The organism is Bacillus sp. LM 4-2, from assembly GCF_000978495.1.
GTDB lineage: Bacteria > Bacillota > Bacilli > Bacillales > Bacillaceae > Bacillus > Bacillus subtilis.
The window spans coordinates 3,416,880-3,432,545 of record NZ_CP011101.1 but is presented as its reverse complement, the minus strand read 5'-3'; the positions used below and the strand labels follow the sequence as shown (position 1 = coordinate 3,432,545).

Sequence of the window (15,666 nt, the reverse complement as noted above, 5' to 3'; positions counted from 1 at the left end):
GATGGCTAACTATAATATATTTTCAAATGAAAATGTAAAACTGCGGTTAATAAATTTAGAGTATGATTATAAAAAAAAGTTTGCATCAAACAATCCTAAAGAAATAAAGGAAGCAAAAGCAGAATTTGAAGCGGAAGTCCGCAGGATCTATAAAGAAGAAACTAATCAAAATCTTCCTAAGGATATTGAGATATATACATCTAAAGAACTGATTAAGAAAAATAACCAAAAAGATAAGTCAATAAAAGAATCGGGTTATGATGGTACGGCAATATATATAAAAGATAGTGAAAATCAAATAGACCAACTTCATATTATTTCAGAAGGTAGTGCTGATAACGAGGATTGGTCTTATAATTTTTTTGGCCTCTTCTTAGGGATCGACAATAGCCAATACAGAGCAACGAGAGAATTTACTAAGGAAGCAAAGAAAAGAGCTGGAAATTCTGATGAGTTACATACTTATGCTCTTGGGCATTCACTTGCAAATAACAACCAGTTAATGGTTCAGTTAATAGATGGAGAATTTGATGAAGTATATGGGGTAAACGGTGCTCAGGTTAGTGTAAATCATTTGTTACAGGCTGATAAAGATTTACTTGATGCTATGATCAATAAATTTAATGTTCTGAATACTGATGAACTTGAAAACGTCCGCAAAGAAGACCTTAAAAAAGCAATCACCCAATACTACAATGACAAAGGCGTCACAGCAAAGATCACCCAGCGTATTTCTAAAGATGACCCGCTTTATGGCGTCAGCGGAAAGGCCGATTTTATTACATTTGGCAATGTAAAGATGAAAGATACAAATACAGATGTCAAAGGAATTAGAAGTATTATAGATAAGATTCCTGATGAGGAAGTCCGTTCTATCCAAACTTTTTTACGAAAGTATTCGGATGAATATAAAAAAGGCGGGCTAAACGGATTTGTCATGGCTTCGACCGGGATAGATGCAGAGCTTGTCGGCAGTATAATTAGTGCTGATGGAAATGTGGCGAAAGGGAAAATAGTGAAAGACCGGTTTGGTGATATACAGGTAATGGTTAAAAATATCGGGGAAAAAATGCCGGCCTTTATCAAATTCTTTCATACTATCTTGAATAATAGCGGAACAGTTGTGGATCAGCTTGAAGAGAATGGGTATATTGATGAGACGCAAAGGAAGAGTATCAAAAAACAGTTAAAAATTGTTAATAGTAAGATAGGCGATATAGAAATTCAATATCAACAGTTAAAATACGCACTTTCTACTAATAATGTAGTTGCAATTGTTTATTATGTCTGTGAGTTAATAGGCAGTGTTAATGAATTAAAAGATGCATTTGAAACACTCGACACAGAAACAAAAGACGCACTAAAACTTATCGTCGACGGCCACAGTATCGTTCAAATGCTCAACGCCTTGTCAAAGGAAAAAGGCTTCAGCTATAAAGGCTCCGATATTTATTTTACAGGGAAGAGCGGCTCGGGAGAAACGATTCAAGTCAATCTCTCATCCGCTGTCAGAATCTATCAAAACGGTATGAAAATCGTTGAAGATATGGAAGATGCGATTTCTAAGTACCAGAAGGTTTACAGTCAGGAAATCGATGAAGATTTCATAGACAAAAAGCAGGCGATCATCACGGCTATTCATCATATGGAAGAAAACCCTTCGCATTATGCCTTCGATCTTCAATTCCGGCTTGCAGCTGGTTTCAGCCACACATTCGATAAATTGGAGAAAATCTCTGTTCATGAATCATTCCACACAGGTGCGCTTCCTGCAAATGATGGAATTGTTGCTGAATTAAAAAAACAGACAACAGAAAAAAGAGATTTTATCAAAAATATCCGCGAGAGTATTGAAAAGCTGTTTGAAAAAGAAGAAATGATTTCTCAGTTATTTGATTTTCAGCCTTAGGAGGAATATGAAGAGTGACTTCCTTATTTTCAGAAAGTGAAACAGAAATTGTATCAACGACCTATATGTTTCTTACCCAAGATGAAATGAAGGGGAAAGCGGGCACCCTCAATCAACCGATCAACGACTTTCTCAGCCTGACAAAGAAATTTGAGTCTTCATTAAAAGAGGAAATCAAAGGGCAAAAAGGGTTGATTGTAAAAAAAATAAAAAAAGAGCTTGAGTCGAAAAGCGAAAAACGAAAAGCTGCCCTTCAGATGATAAAAGAAGAACATACCGCAAAAGTTGATCGGTACAAAATGATCATTGAAGACTTGCGGCAGCAGGATGTAACATTGACTTACAGAAAAAAGAAGCCAGTGCTCTAACATAAAAATCTCCTATTCAAACAATGAGTGGGAGATTTTTATTTTGATCACGGCAAAAATATACTGAAAAAGTCTTTCTCCATTGATATGATTGAGAAAGAGTAAAAATCATCCTTTTGCTATGACTTTTCACCTTTCTGAACGCTGAAACAGGAGGAAAATATATGCCAACCAAGAAACAAAAATCTAAAAGTAAATTGAAACCCTTTTTTGCCTTAGTAAGACGGACCAATCCTTCTTATGGAAAGCTTGCCTTTGCGCTTGTCCTCAGTGTTGTAACCACGCTGGTCAGCCTGCTCATTCCATTATTAACGAAGCAGCTTGTCGATGGTTTTTCTATGTCAAATCTGTCAGGCACGCAAATCGGTTTGATCGCGCTGGTGTTTTTCGTTCAGGCGGGTTTAAGCGCTTATGCCACCTATGCCCTTAACTATAATGGTCAAAAAATCATCTCTGGGCTGCGGGATTTATTATGGAAGAAATTAATTAAGCTTCCTGTCTCTTATTTTGATACAAATGCTTCCGGAGAAACAGTCAGCCGTGTAACGAATGATACGATGGTGGTCAAAGAACTGATTACAACCCATATCAGCGGGTTTATTACAGGCATCATTTCTGTCATTGGATCATTGACAATCTTGTTTATTATGAACTGGAAGCTGACACTGCTTGTGTTAGTGGTCGTTCCGCTGGCCGCTCTTATTTTGGTGCCGATTGGACGGAAAATGTTCTCCATTTCACGGGAAACGCAAGATGAAACGGCTCGTTTTACAGGCCTGCTGAATCAAATTCTCCCGGAAATCAGACTTGTTAAGGCTTCAAATGCGGAGGATGTCGAATATGGGCGCGGGAAGATGGGGATTTCCTCATTATTTAAGCTTGGCGTTCGTGAAGCCAAGGTTCAATCGCTTGTCGGCCCGCTTATTTCACTCGTGTTAATGGCAGCGCTTGTCGCAGTGATCGGATATGGCGGCATGCAGGTCTCATCAGGCGAGCTCACAGCCGGAGCGCTCGTGGCTTTTATTTTATATTTGTTTCAAATTATTATGCCGATGGGCCAGATTACAACGTTTTTCACACAGCTGCAAAAATCAATCGGTGCAACAGAACGAATGATTGAGATTTTGGCAGAGGAAGAGGAAGATACAGTGACAGGAAAACAAATTGAAAATGCACATCTGCCTATCCAGCTTGATCGCGTGTCTTTTGGATATAAGCCTGATCAGCTGATCTTAAAAGAGGTCAGCGCCGTCATTGAAGCAGGGAAAGTGACAGCGATCGTCGGTCCGAGCGGCGGGGGAAAAACGACGCTGTTTAAGCTGCTTGAACGCTTTTATTCTCCGACTGCAGGGACCATTCGGCTGGGGGACGAGCCGGTCGATACTTACTCGCTTGAATCGTGGAGGGAGCATATCGGGTATGTATCACAGGAAAGCCCGTTAATGTCCGGGACAATCAGAGAAAATATTTGCTACGGGTTAGAACGAGATGTGACGGATGCTGAGATCGAAAAAGCCGCGGAGATGGCATATGCGCTCAATTTTATAAAGGAGCTGCCGAATCAGTTTGATACAGAAGTGGGCGAACGCGGCATTATGCTGTCAGGCGGACAAAGGCAAAGAATCGCGATTGCGAGAGCGCTTCTCCGTAACCCAAGCATTCTTATGCTCGATGAAGCTACCTCAAGTCTCGACAGCCAATCTGAAAAATCAGTTCAGCAGGCGCTGGAGGTGCTGATGGAGGGCCGCACAACGATTGTTATCGCTCACCGCCTATCTACCGTTGTAGATGCGGACCAGCTTTTGTTTGTTGAAAAAGGGGAAATTACCGGTCGTGGAACACACCATGAGTTAATGGCTTCCCATGGCCTTTACCGGGATTTTGCTGAACAGCAGCTGAAAATGAATGCGGACTTAGAAAACAAAGCCGGGTAAATTTTGGTCGAATCAGCCAATAAAAAAGAGGAGGGATTTTCCCAATCCTTCCTTTTGAACTATTGAGGGGCTTACGATTTATGGTATACTACTGACGGTAATATTGTATAAAACGGAGGGTAGTTGTGGGAAAACACACTTCTGAACATAAAAATCACGCACAAATTGTCCAGCTGCTTCAAGATGGACAATATTTTTTTCATAAAGGCTTGAAAGCGTATAAAGAGCGCAATCTAAAACGGGCAAGCAAACTGATTCAGCGCGCGGTTCATTTGGAGCCGGAGGATTCAGAGATGCTTTCACAGCTTGCGGTCATTTATTCGGAAATGGGCCAGTATCAAGAGTCGAACGATCTTCTTGACTATATCATGGCAAATCTGGAGGCCGAAATGCCGGAGTGCCATTACTTTAAAGCGAATAACTTTGCCCATCTGGGGCTCTTCCAGGAAGCTTATAAAGAAGCGGCCGCTTATTCTGATGCGGACCCGGATGGTGAATTCGCCGAAGAAAACGATAGTCTGCTTGATTTGCTCGATTTAGGAGACGACGGCATTGAGGATTCGTTGTATGATCAGGATGAACTGCTGGTGAAACAGGATCGGGCAAAGTCATTGCTGGAAAGCGGCCAGCTTGCTGAAGCGGTTGCGGCGCTTGAGGAAATCACAACTGAATATCCGGAGCTTTGGTCAGCATACAACAATCTCGCGCTTGCCTATTTCTATTCAGGAAACGTTGTAAAAGCGAAGCAAACCGCTTATGAAGTGCTTTCTCATAATGAAGGAAATCTTCACGCCTTATGCAATCTTCTCGTTTTCTACTATTATGAAAGAGAAGACGAAAAAGTGGCGGAATTGAGTGATCAGCTCTCCAATGTCTATCCGATGCTATTGGAGCAGCGTTATAAATTGGGTGCTACTTTGGCGCTTGTCGGCCGCTACGAGATCGGATATAAATGGCTCAAATCATTATATAAAACCGGCTTTGAGGGTGACGACACCTTCTTTTACTGGCTTTCCTGCTCTGCTTATTTTACGGGACATACCGACTTTGCCGAGACGATCTGGAGAAAAGTCGAGTCGCAATATCCCGGCGAAGACCGCCCGGCGCCTTGGATTGAGCGGAGGGAAGCTCTTCCTTCATCTGTGGAGCAGCGACTCGCAGCCTATTATATCAGCAGCACAAAGGGAGAAACAGAGCATCTTGAAGCGGTGATACGCTCAAAGAGAATTACCGCTCCTTTTGAAACTCATTTTGTAAAGCTGCTTCTGAATGGAGATTCTGCGGCTGCTGACGTTTCAGAGGATGCACTTTTCGCTTATCAAACGGTCAAACTATTAGAGCAAGCTGAAAAAGAAGAGATGAAAACAGAAGTCATGAGCTGCTGGGTTTTTCATGTCATCCAGCAAATTCGTGCAGCTGCTCCGTTGAAGAATGAGAAAGGCTGGGCAGCAGCCATCTGTTATATTTGGAAAGAAGCCCATGGCAAGCAAGACACGAAAAAAGACACAGCGGCCCGATTCGGCATCTCTCCGGCAACTTTGACGAAATATATGAAATATATTGATGATATTCTAGAATAGTAAATTTTAAAGAGTTGATTTATTTAATCGACTCTTTTTTTGTTAGATAGATTATATTAAGAAAATAATATCGACAGTTTTTTTACACGCTTAAGAAAAATGACAAATGATGTGTGACTTGACATCTGTTTGAAACATAAATGTAATAAAATTTATCGCTAATTTGTCGAAACTTGATGGTATAATGATTCTCGTACATAAGGAATTAGTGTTTTTTACATATGATGTGAAATAAACGCTATACAACCAGAATAAGAGATGCACAGAATAATTAACCATAAACAACCATCATTCCTCGTAGAGTATGAGGAACGAAACTTGATGTTCAAAATACGATTCCAAATGAGGACAGGTTCACAGTAAAAGGGAGGATATAAAAAGTGAGAAAGAGTTTAATTACACTTGGTTTGGCTTCCGTCATCGGGACAAGCAGTTTTTTGATCCCATTTACAAGTAAAACTGCATCGGCGGAAACATTAGATGAAAAGAAACAAAAAATCGAAAGCAAGCAATCTGAGGTTGCTTCCAGCATTGAAGCGAAGGAAAAAGAATTAACCGAGCTTCAGGAAAATCAATCAAAGATTGAAAAAGAACTGAAAGACATTAACGATAAGGCGCTTGATACAAGCAACAAGATTGAAGATAAAAAAGAAGAAAACGATAAAACAAAAGAAGAAATCAAAAAACTGAAAAAAGAGATTAAAGAAACTGAAGCACGCATCGAAAAACGCAATGAAATCCTGAAAAAACGCGTTCGTTCTTTACAGGAAAGCGGCGGATCTCAAGGATACATAGATGTTCTTTTAGGATCAACAAGCTTTGGTGACTTTATCTCTCGTGCGACTGCGGTTTCATCTATTGTGGACGCAGACAAAGATTTAATCAAACAGCAAGAGCAGGATAAAGCGAAGCTCGAAGATTCTGAAGCGGATTTGAATGACAAGCTGAAAGAAGTTCAAGCTGCCTTGGCTAAATTAGAAACAATGCAAAAAGACCTTGATAAACAGCTTAATGAAAAAGACAAGCTTTTCGACGAAGCAAAAGCAAGCCAAAAGAAAACGGCTAAAGCGATTTCTGAATTAAAATCAGAGGCGTCTGAACTTGCAAATCAAAAAGCAAATACTGAAGCTGAACAAGCACGCATCAAAAAAGAACAAGAAGCAGCGGCTGCTTTGATCAAAAAGCAGGAAGAAGCACAAAAAGCATCTGATGAAACACAAACAGATGACAGTCAAACGGCGACAACTGAATCATCAAAAGCAAGCTCATCTGATGATTCTTCAGACAATTCTTCAGACAATTCTTCTAACGGTTCATCAAACAGTTCGTCAAACGGCTCATCTTCTAAGAAGAGCAGCGGCTCAAACAGCAATTCAGGCGGCACTGTTATCAGCAACTCTGGCGGAATTGAAGGCGCGATCAGCGTTGGTTCAAGCATTGTAGGACAATCTCCGTACAAGTTTGGCGGCGGACGCACTCAGTCTGATATCAACAACCGTATTTTTGACTGCTCATCATTCGTACGCTGGGCATACGCTTCTGCAGGTGTTAACCTTGGACCTGTAGGCGGAACAACAACTGATACGTTAGTTGGCAGAGGACAAGCTGTCAGCGCGTCTGAAATGAAACGCGGAGACCTTGTGTTCTTTGACACTTACAAAACAAATGGACACGTAGGAATCTACTTAGGAAACGGTACTTTCCTAAACGACAATACATCTCATGGCGTATCTGTTGACTCTATGAGCAATCCTTACTGGAAAGCAGCATTTAAAGGTGTTGTAAGACGTGTTGTTCAATAATAAATATGACAAGGGCCTTCTATAAACAGAAGGCTCTTTCTTTATTAACATATACCCTTTTCGAATACATTTAATCGTGTTGAGCAAAAAAATAGCGTATCACCATGAGATTTTATAGGATATGGGTAAGGAATACGTTTGATGGGGATTCTTATCTTATAAGAAAGAGCCCAAACTTGAAAAGATGGTTTAAGGAGTGAATAGTGTGTCAGAAGAAAAAATTTATGACGTGATTATAATCGGCGCGGGCCCTGCTGGGATGACGGCCGCTGTATACACATCAAGAGCGAATTTATCGACATTAATGATTGAAAGAGGAATTCCTGGCGGACAAATGGCCAATACGGAAGATGTAGAAAACTATCCTGGATTCGAAAGTATCCTTGGGCCTGAGCTTTCTAACAAAATGTTTGAACACGCGAAAAAATTCGGCGCTGAATACGCTTATGGCGATATTAAAGAGGTCATTGACGGCAAAGAGTACAAAGTAGTCAAAGCTGGTTCAAAGGAATATAAAGCCCGTGCTGTCATCATTGCTGCAGGTGCGGAATATAAAAAAATCGGCGTGCCTGGCGAAAAAGAATTGGGCGGACGCGGTGTATCTTATTGTGCAGTATGTGACGGCGCTTTCTTTAAAGGCAAAGAACTTGTCGTTGTTGGCGGCGGAGATTCCGCGGTTGAAGAAGGCGTATATCTGACTCGTTTCGCTTCAAAAGTAACGATTGTTCACAGACGTGATAAACTCCGTGCTCAAAGTATTCTTCAAGCGAGAGCATTTGATAATGAAAAAGTTGACTTCCTATGGAACAAAACTGTGAAGGAAATTCATGAGGAAAACGGCAAAGTCGGTAACGTAACGCTTGTCGATACGGTAACCGGTGAAGAAAGTGAATTCAAAACAGACGGCGTATTCATTTACATCGGCATGCTTCCTCTGTCTAAACCGTTTGAAAACCTGGGCATTACGAATGAAGAAGGCTATATCGAAACAAACGACCGCATGGAAACTAAGGTTGAAGGGATTTTCGCTGCCGGAGACATCCGCGAAAAATCACTGCGCCAAATCGTAACGGCTACAGGAGACGGAAGCATTGCGGCACAAAGCGTACAACATTATGTCGAAGAGCTCCAAGAAACGCTGAAAACCTTAAAATAAAAAGGGCTGTCATACGAGTTTCACATTACGTTACTGGGTTTTAATTCCGCTGTAACACATGTGTAATGCTTTTCGGTTATGATTAATAAAGTAATTGACCCCCTTTTTATAATGAATACACTTTTTTGGCACGGATTCTCCAGTTATCCGTGTCCTTTTTTTGTCCATAAATAAAAGAGAATTCCAGTTACAGCAAAATCATCTGAATTAAGGAATGAATATGCTGTAAAATAGAAGAAAAGATTGTCAATGTCTCTTCATTGTGGGAGGCATCTTGAAGCGGTATAATAAAGAGACGATGACAGGACGAAGGTTAGGTGACGTACTTGCAAAGAGTGACAAATTGTGTGCTTCAGACGGATGACAAAGTTCTTCTGCTTCAAAAGCCGAGACGCGGATGGTGGGTCGCGCCGGGAGGCAAGATGGAGAGCGGAGAATCAGTCAGAGACTCCGTCATCAGAGAGTACAGAGAAGAGACTGGTATCTATATCATAAATCCTCAATTAAAAGGCGTTTTTACCTTTATTATTAAAGACGGTGACCACATTGTCTCCGAGTGGATGATGTTTACGTTTGTCGCTGATTCATATACAGGACAAAATGTATCAGAATCAGAGGAAGGCAAACTGCAGTGGCACGATGTCAATGACATTCAGAACCTGCCTATGGCCCCTGGAGACGGCCATATCCTTGATTTTATGATGAAGGGACAAGGGCTGCTGCACGGCACATTTACGTATACACCGGAATTTGAGCTGCTCAGTTATCGTTTAGACCCGCAGCACATCAAATAGAAAGACAAGTCAGGGGGGAGAAAGATGAGTGTTAGTGAATCACATGATATTCAGCTTGTCATTATAACTGGAATGTCGGGAGCGGGGAAAACTGTCGCGATCCAAAGCTTTGAAGATCTCGGCTATTTCTGCGTCGATAATCTTCCGCCTTCATTGCTTCCGAAGTTTTTAGAGCTGATGAAGGAATCAAATTCGAAAATGAGCAAAGTTGCGCTCGTGATGGATTTGCGCGGCCGCGAATTTTTTGACCGGCTGATTGAAGCGCTGGATGAAATGGCCGAAAATCCGTGGATCACACCGCGAATTTTATTCCTGGACGCGAAGGATTCCATTCTCGTCACAAGATATAAAGAAACGAGACGCTCGCATCCGCTGGCAGCGACTGGCCTGCCGCTTGAAGGCATCGCGCTAGAACGAGAGCTGCTTGAGGAATTAAAAGGCCGCTCTCAAATCATTTACGATACGTCTGACATGAAGCCGCGTGATTTGCGTGAAAAAATCGTGAAGCACTTTGCGACAAACCAAGGAGAGACATTTACCGTAAATGTGATGTCATTTGGTTTTAAATACGGTATTCCAATTGATGCAGATCTCGTCTTTGATGTCAGATTTTTGCCGAATCCGTACTATATCGAAAGCATGCGGCCGCTGACTGGCAAGGATAAAGAGGTTTCCTCTTACGTCATGAAGTGGAATGAAACGCAAAAGTTCAATGAGAAATTAATTGATCTGCTGAGCTTTATGCTTCCATCTTACAAAAGAGAAGGAAAAAGCCAGGTTGTCATTGCGATCGGCTGCACAGGGGGCCAGCACCGCTCTGTGACATTAGCCGAGAATTTAGCTGATTATTTCAAAAAGGATTACTATACTCATGTTACTCACCGGGACATTGAAAAGAGAAGCCGGAAATAAGATGGGACAAAAGCCGAAAATCGCAATCTTTGGCGGCGGTACAGGTCTTTCTGTATTGCTTCGGGGCCTAAAGCATAAACCCGTTGACATCACGGCCATTGTAACAGTTGCCGATGATGGGGGGAGCTCTGGCCGTCTGCGGAATGAACTGAAAATTCCGCCTCCCGGAGACATCAGAAATGTGCTTGCCGCTTTATCCGATGTGGAGCCGCTTGTTGAAGATCTTTTTCAGCACCGCTTCAATAAAGGGAATGACTTAACAGGCCATTCTCTCGGGAATTTGATTTTGGCAGCGATGACAAATATAACCGGTGATTTTTTTCACGCTGTCACAGAAATGAGCAAGGTGCTGAATGTAAGAGGAAAGGTTTTGCCGGCTGCCAATGCCAGTGTCGTTTTGCATGCTGAGATGGAAGATGGCCGCGTGGTCTCAGGCGAGTCAACGATCCCAGAATACGGACAGCGCATTAAGCGTGTTTTTCTCACGCCTGAACAGATTGATCCGCTGCCGGAAACAATAGACGTAATCAGGGAAGCGGATTTGATTATTATCGGCCCGGGAAGCCTCTATACCAGCATTCTTCCCAATTTGCTCGTCCCAAAAATCGGGGAAGAAGTGATAAAGGCGCCGGCGAAAAAAGTATACATTTGCAACGTGATGACTCAGCCCGGCGAAACGCTCCATTACACCGCTGCTGATCATGTGAAAGCGCTCAATCAGCATATGGGCTGTGGTTTTATTGATACGATATTAGTGAACAGTGAAGACATTCCCGACGAAATAAAACGTAAGTACGAAATGGAATCGGCGCGTCCTGTTGATTTTGATATCGAAGAGCTGAAAGCGATGGGGCTTGAAGTCATCAGAGATCAAATTGTAACGTATAAAAATGACGTAATACGTCACGATACACATAAAGTGGCCTCTCTTCTTGTTGATTTACTGAAAGAATGAAGCCTTGAAATGAGGTGGCTATATGTCATTTGCATCAGAAACAAAAAAAGAATTAACGAATCTGGAAGTGAAGGACTGCTGCATTAATGCCGAGCTGTCTGCACTCATTCGGATGAATGGAGCTTTATCATTTACAAACCGCCATCTCGTACTCGATGTTCAAACCGAAAACGCGGCGATTGCCCGCCGCATCTATACATTGCTGAAAAAACAATATGATGTGTCGGTCGAGCTGCTGGTCAGAAAGAAAATGCGGCTGAAAAAGAATAACGTCTATATTGTGCGTTTTTCAGAAAATGCAAAAGCGATCTTAGAGGATTTAAAAATACTCGGGGAGAATTTTGTGTTTGAACGAAGTATTTCGAAAGAGCTGGTCAAAAAGAGATGCTGCAAGCGTTCTTATATGAGAGGAGCATTTTTGGCAGGAGGTTCGGTCAATAACCCGGAAACCTCCTCGTATCATTTAGAAATCTTCTCTCTTTATAAGGAGCATAACGATTCATTATGTGACCTGTTAAATGAGTTTCAGTTAAACAGCAAAACGCTTGAACGGAAAAAAGGCTATATTACCTATTTAAAAGAGGCTGAAAAGATTACAGAGTTTCTGAACGTAATTGGCGCTCACAATTCGCTTCTGCGATTTGAGGATGTCAGAATCGTTCGGGACATGAGAAATTCGGTCAACCGCCTCGTCAATTGTGAAACAGCCAACTTAAACAAAACGATCGGCGCATCGCTGAGACAGGTGGAAAATATTAAATACATCGATGAAAGAATCGGCCTGGAGGCGCTGCCTGAAAAACTTCGGGAAATTGCGCAGCTGCGGATTGATTATCAGGAAGTGACGCTGAAAGAGCTAGGGGAAATGGTAGCAAGCGGGAAAATCAGCAAATCAGGGATCAATCACAGGCTGAGAAAACTTGACGAAATCGCAGAACAGCTGCGGACAGGGCAAACCGTCACTTTAAAATAACCGTAAAGAAAAGGGGAGATCTTATGGTTCAACAGAAAGTGGAAGTTCGATTAAAGACAGGACTGCAAGCACGTCCTGCTGCTTTGTTTGTACAAGAAGCAAACCGGTTTACGTCAGATGTGTTTCTTGAGAAGGATGGGAAAAAAGTAAACGCCAAAAGCATCATGGGGCTGATGAGCCTTGCGGTAAGCACAGGCACTGAGGTTACCTTGATTGCCCAGGGAGAAGATGAACAAGAGGCGCTGGAGAAGCTGGCTGCTTACGTTCAAGAAGAAGTTTAGGTGATAAAAATGAGTGACTTTCTAAAAGACTGCTTTCAGAAAATCGGCTGGGAGAAAGACCATGTCAGCTTCGGCGATCTTCCCCTTTTTCTTAAAGCAATGGCATACCGTTTTCCATTCGAAAACCGTGCCGTACTTGCAAAAGAGAATTATAAGATCACAAAAGAAGAGCTATGGCGACGTCTGCTCAAAGATCAGCACGGCGGCCTATGCTACGATCTAAATGGTTTCCTTTATTTTGTCTTGCGTGAGGCCGGGTTTCATGTGAAGCTCATTCGAGGAACGGTTTATGCAGGCGATCAAGAGGGATGGGCACTAGAAGGGACGCATGCTGCTGTATGGCTGTCTGCGGAAAACGGCGATTACCTCGTTGATATCGGCTTCGGCATCAACCTGGCGCTCCAGCCGATACCGCTTTCCGGAGAAACGGTACAGTCACCAGTCGGGTCATTCCGAATCAAAAAGGAAGAGACAGAAAAGGGCAGCTATGTTCTGCTGATGGACAAAGGAGAAGGCTGGCAAATTGGGTACGCCTTTACCCTTGAAGAGAGTGATCTCGGTGATTTAGATAACATGAAGGACATCATTCACTCTCATGAAAAATCTCCTTTTAACAAATCCCTGCTTGCCTCAAAGCTGACGCCGAGCGGAAGGATGGTCATGTCAGAGCGCCATTTTACGATTTATGAAAACGGCGGTAACATTCAAAAAAGCGACATCGGCCCTTCAGGATTTGAAGAGAAATTAAATACTCATTTTTTGTAACGTGAAAAGCTTGCAGGTTATCTGCAAGCTTTTTCTTATGAACAAGTGTAGATTGCTGTATCAAATGCGTCTTCTGGGATATACAGTTTTCCCTTTTCGTATTTATAAGGAATTTCATTCTCTTTAAAGCACTCTTTGGTATAGTCAGTTAGTGTATCCCCAATTTCTATGTATTTCCCGGTATAGTTGGGCTGACATGCTGAAAGAATTGACGTCATTGCCAGAAACAGCATGATTTTCTTCATCACGACACCTGCCTATTATGAAAATTTTACCTTTATCATTCTATCATAACAAAAAGAAAAAGACCGATTTACTATTCCGCACATGCTATAATAATTTTGGAATCTTCTAGAAAAATCATCGTGATGTACATATAAGGGGGATCAACGTGTATCGGATTTTGCTTGTGGAAGATGATGAGCGGATTGCTTCTTTGCTGGGCGGTCATCTTCAAAAATACGGATATGAAGTGAAAATTGCTGAACAGCTGAATGATATAAAATTGGAATTTGCAGAAATGAAGCCTGATCTTGTGCTGCTTGATATCAACCTGCCTTTTTTTGACGGGTTTTATTGGTGCAGGCAAATCCGTACCATTTCCAATGCGCCGATTATCTTTATATCGGCACGGACCGATGAGCTGAATCAGGTAATGGCGATTGAAAATGGCGGCGATGATTATATCACAAAGCCGTTCCATCTAGAGGTAGTGATGGCCAAAATCAAAAGCGTCCTGCGCCGCACATATGGTGAATATTCGCCCTCTTTGCCGCAGGAATCTAGAATAGTGGAGCTTGGCGGGCTGACGATTTATCCTGATCAGAATGAGGCCGAATGGAACAGCGTCCGGATTTTGTTTTCCCAAAAAGAATTCCAGCTTCTCTCGATTTTTGTGAGGGAGCATAAAAAAATTGTCTCTCGTGATGAACTATTGGAGGCGTTATGGGATGACGTTGATTTTGTCGATGACAATACGTTAACGGTCAATGTCAATCGGCTGCGGAGAAAACTGGAGAATGCAGGACTGACAGATTGCATTTCCACAATCAGAGGACAAGGTTATCAATTTCAAGTCAATCGGAAGGATGAAGCGGAATGTTAAAGACTTATCTCATCGACCGCTTAGCCATTATTCTATTTTCATTATTAGGGATAGGGTCCGCCATGCTGATTGCGTATTTAAGCATTGTAGAGAGCGGCGCAGAACCTTCCAAAGAAAATATGATGTACATATGGATTTTGCCCGGTACTCTTTTAGCCGCAGGTTTTGCTGCTGATTATGTTCGGCAATTTTCCTTTCTCACATATGTTAAAAAGCTTGCAGAACAAGCCTCTTCTTCGAATGACATCGGACAGTCTTTGAAAGCCAGAAAGCCAAGAACAGGAGAGCAAGCGCTTTGGACGAAGATGATCAACGCACTCGGGCAGCAATACGAAAGCAGGCTCTCACAATATATCAATCAGCAAAAACAGCATTACACCTTCACCAACCAATGGGTCCACCATATGAAAACACCGGTATCTGTCATATCCTTAATGATTCAGGAAGGAAAAAACGGAACCTCATCCTCTTTTCCGACGTTCTTAGAGGAGCTGGAGGATGAGAATGAGAGATTTCGTTACGGTCTTGATATGATGCTGCAAACGGCTCGGCTGGAGGAATTTGCATTTGATGTAAAGCCGCAAACCTTTGATTTGGCAGAAATGGTTCGTTCACTGATCAATCAGGAAAAACGTCAGTTTATTAAACGGCGCCTTTTTCCAACATTACATGTGCCGCCAAATGCCGTTCAGATTTCCAGTGATCAAAAGTGGCTTTCCTTTGTTGTCGAGCAAATCCTTTTCAACGCCTTAAAATATTCAAAGCAAGGTGTGGGAGACCCTATTACAATCCGGATTGAAACACAGGGACATGAGACGCGATTGTCGGTTGCCGACGAAGGAATCGGCATACCGCCACAGGATCTGCCGCGGATTTTTGACGCGTTTTTTACCGGAGAAAACGGACGAACCATGAAAGAGGCAACTGGAATGGGCCTTTATTTAGCAAAACAGGTGTGCAGCCGTCTCGGCCATAAGCTGTATGCGGAATCAAAAGAAGGGGCTGGCACTGTGATGACCATCGTGTTTTCAAGTGACACCCTCGTGAATGTGACAGCATTGTAAGGTTGGGGAGCGGAATTGCAAGAAAGTTCGATGGGAGGATGCTGACTTCCTTTTTATAATAAAGAAAA

Annotated in this window: 15 protein-coding genes; 14 read left to right on the top strand and 1 reads right to left on the bottom strand. The window is 42.3% G+C overall.

The window, feature by feature from the left end; translation table 11 throughout:
• Position 1 precedes the first annotated feature (1 nt).
• The 12 genes from bslm_RS17080 (at position 2) to bslm_RS17025 (ending at position 13,429) form a co-directional block, all read left to right on the top strand.
• A complete protein-coding gene (locus bslm_RS17080; RefSeq protein ID WP_032722595.1) occupies positions 2-1,909 on the top strand; it encodes a DUF6792 domain-containing protein in 1,908 nt (635 codons plus the stop codon).
• 14 nt (positions 1,910-1,923) lie between these two features.
• On the top strand, positions 1,924-2,277 hold the full coding sequence (locus tag bslm_RS17075) for a hypothetical protein (protein WP_032722593.1): 354 nt from the start codon (positions 1,924-1,926) through the stop codon (positions 2,275-2,277).
• Between the two features lie 164 nt (positions 2,278-2,441).
• Positions 2,442-4,211: a multidrug resistance ABC transporter ATP-binding protein/permease BmrA gene (gene bmrA / locus bslm_RS17070; protein WP_032722591.1), complete on the top strand. Its 1,770-nt coding sequence runs from the start codon at positions 2,442-2,444 to the stop codon at positions 4,209-4,211.
• A gap of 125 nt (positions 4,212-4,336) precedes the next feature.
• Positions 4,337-5,791, top strand: coding sequence for a tetratricopeptide repeat protein (locus bslm_RS17065; protein WP_003242799.1), 1,455 nt, complete (start codon positions 4,337-4,339; stop codon positions 5,789-5,791).
• A 380-nt stretch (positions 5,792-6,171) separates the two neighbouring features.
• The gene (cwlO, locus tag bslm_RS17060; protein ID WP_009968231.1) at positions 6,172-7,593 is read left to right on the top strand and encodes a peptidoglycan DL-endopeptidase CwlO; all 1,422 of its coding nucleotides are present in this window, start codon (positions 6,172-6,174) and stop codon (positions 7,591-7,593) included.
• Between the two features lie 205 nt (positions 7,594-7,798).
• The gene (gene trxB, locus bslm_RS17055; RefSeq protein ID WP_003243021.1) at positions 7,799-8,749 is read left to right on the top strand and encodes a thioredoxin-disulfide reductase; all 951 of its coding nucleotides are present in this window, start codon (positions 7,799-7,801) and stop codon (positions 8,747-8,749) included.
• A 317-nt stretch (positions 8,750-9,066) separates the two neighbouring features.
• Positions 9,067-9,543, top strand: a complete 477-nt coding sequence (locus tag bslm_RS17050; RefSeq protein ID WP_010886622.1) for an 8-oxo-dGTP diphosphatase — start codon at positions 9,067-9,069, stop codon at positions 9,541-9,543.
• A 24-nt stretch (positions 9,544-9,567) separates the two neighbouring features.
• On the top strand, positions 9,568-10,455 hold the full coding sequence (rapZ, locus tag bslm_RS17045) for an RNase adapter RapZ (RefSeq protein WP_003243903.1): 888 nt from the start codon (positions 9,568-9,570) through the stop codon (positions 10,453-10,455).
• A gap of 1 nt (position 10,456) precedes the next feature.
• Entirely contained in the window at positions 10,457-11,410 is a 954-nt protein-coding gene (mgfK, locus tag bslm_RS17040; RefSeq protein ID WP_003244450.1) for a gluconeogenesis morphogenetic factor, read from the top strand.
• A 22-nt stretch (positions 11,411-11,432) separates the two neighbouring features.
• Positions 11,433-12,383: a DNA-binding protein WhiA gene (gene whiA, locus bslm_RS17035; protein ID WP_003243775.1), complete on the top strand. Its 951-nt coding sequence runs from the start codon at positions 11,433-11,435 to the stop codon at positions 12,381-12,383.
• Positions 12,384-12,406: 23 nt separating this feature from the next.
• The gene (locus tag bslm_RS17030) at positions 12,407-12,664 is read left to right on the top strand and encodes an HPr family phosphocarrier protein (protein ID WP_003219835.1); all 258 of its coding nucleotides are present in this window, start codon (positions 12,407-12,409) and stop codon (positions 12,662-12,664) included.
• The gene (locus bslm_RS17025) at positions 12,665-13,429 is read left to right on the top strand and encodes an arylamine N-acetyltransferase family protein (protein ID WP_009968228.1); all 765 of its coding nucleotides are present in this window, start codon (positions 12,665-12,667) and stop codon (positions 13,427-13,429) included.
• A gap of 35 nt (positions 13,430-13,464) precedes the next feature.
• Here bslm_RS17025 and bslm_RS17020 read toward each other — a convergent pair whose 3' ends face one another.
• Positions 13,465-13,674, bottom strand: coding sequence for a lipoprotein (locus bslm_RS17020; RefSeq protein WP_003243327.1), 210 nt, complete (start codon positions 13,672-13,674; stop codon positions 13,465-13,467).
• Between the two features lie 146 nt (positions 13,675-13,820).
• Here bslm_RS17020 and psdR point away from each other — a divergent pair, with 146 nt between their 5' ends.
• Both psdR and psdS read left to right on the top strand, forming a co-directional pair.
• A complete protein-coding gene (psdR, locus tag bslm_RS17015; protein WP_003244535.1) occupies positions 13,821-14,534 on the top strand; it encodes a two-component system response regulator PsdR in 714 nt (237 codons plus the stop codon).
• Positions 14,528-15,598, top strand: a complete 1,071-nt coding sequence (psdS, locus tag bslm_RS17010) for a two-component sensor histidine kinase PsdS (protein ID WP_046381357.1) — start codon at positions 14,528-14,530, stop codon at positions 15,596-15,598. The genes psdR and psdS overlap by 7 nt, the downstream gene beginning before the upstream one ends.
• Positions 15,599-15,666: the final 68 nt, after the last annotated feature.

Bases quoted from the DNA above. Each gene is read 5' to 3' on its own strand.
- bslm_RS17080 (WP_032722595.1), top strand. From the start codon at position 2: ATGGCTAACTATAATATATTTTCAAATGAAAATGTAAAACTGCGGTTA.
- bmrA (WP_032722591.1), top strand. From the start codon at position 2,442: ATGCCAACCAAGAAACAAAAATCTAAAAGTAAATTGAAACCCTTTTTT.
- rapZ (WP_003243903.1), top strand. From the start codon at position 9,568: ATGAGTGTTAGTGAATCACATGATATTCAGCTTGTCATTATAACTGGA.
- mgfK (WP_003244450.1), top strand. From the start codon at position 10,457: ATGGGACAAAAGCCGAAAATCGCAATCTTTGGCGGCGGTACAGGTCTT.
- whiA (WP_003243775.1), top strand. From the start codon at position 11,433: ATGTCATTTGCATCAGAAACAAAAAAAGAATTAACGAATCTGGAAGTG.
- bslm_RS17030 (WP_003219835.1), top strand. From the start codon at position 12,407: ATGGTTCAACAGAAAGTGGAAGTTCGATTAAAGACAGGACTGCAAGCA.
- bslm_RS17020 (WP_003243327.1), bottom strand. From the start codon at position 13,674: ATGAAGAAAATCATGCTGTTTCTGGCAATGACGTCAATTCTTTCAGCA.
- psdS (WP_046381357.1), top strand. From the start codon at position 14,528: ATGTTAAAGACTTATCTCATCGACCGCTTAGCCATTATTCTATTTTCA.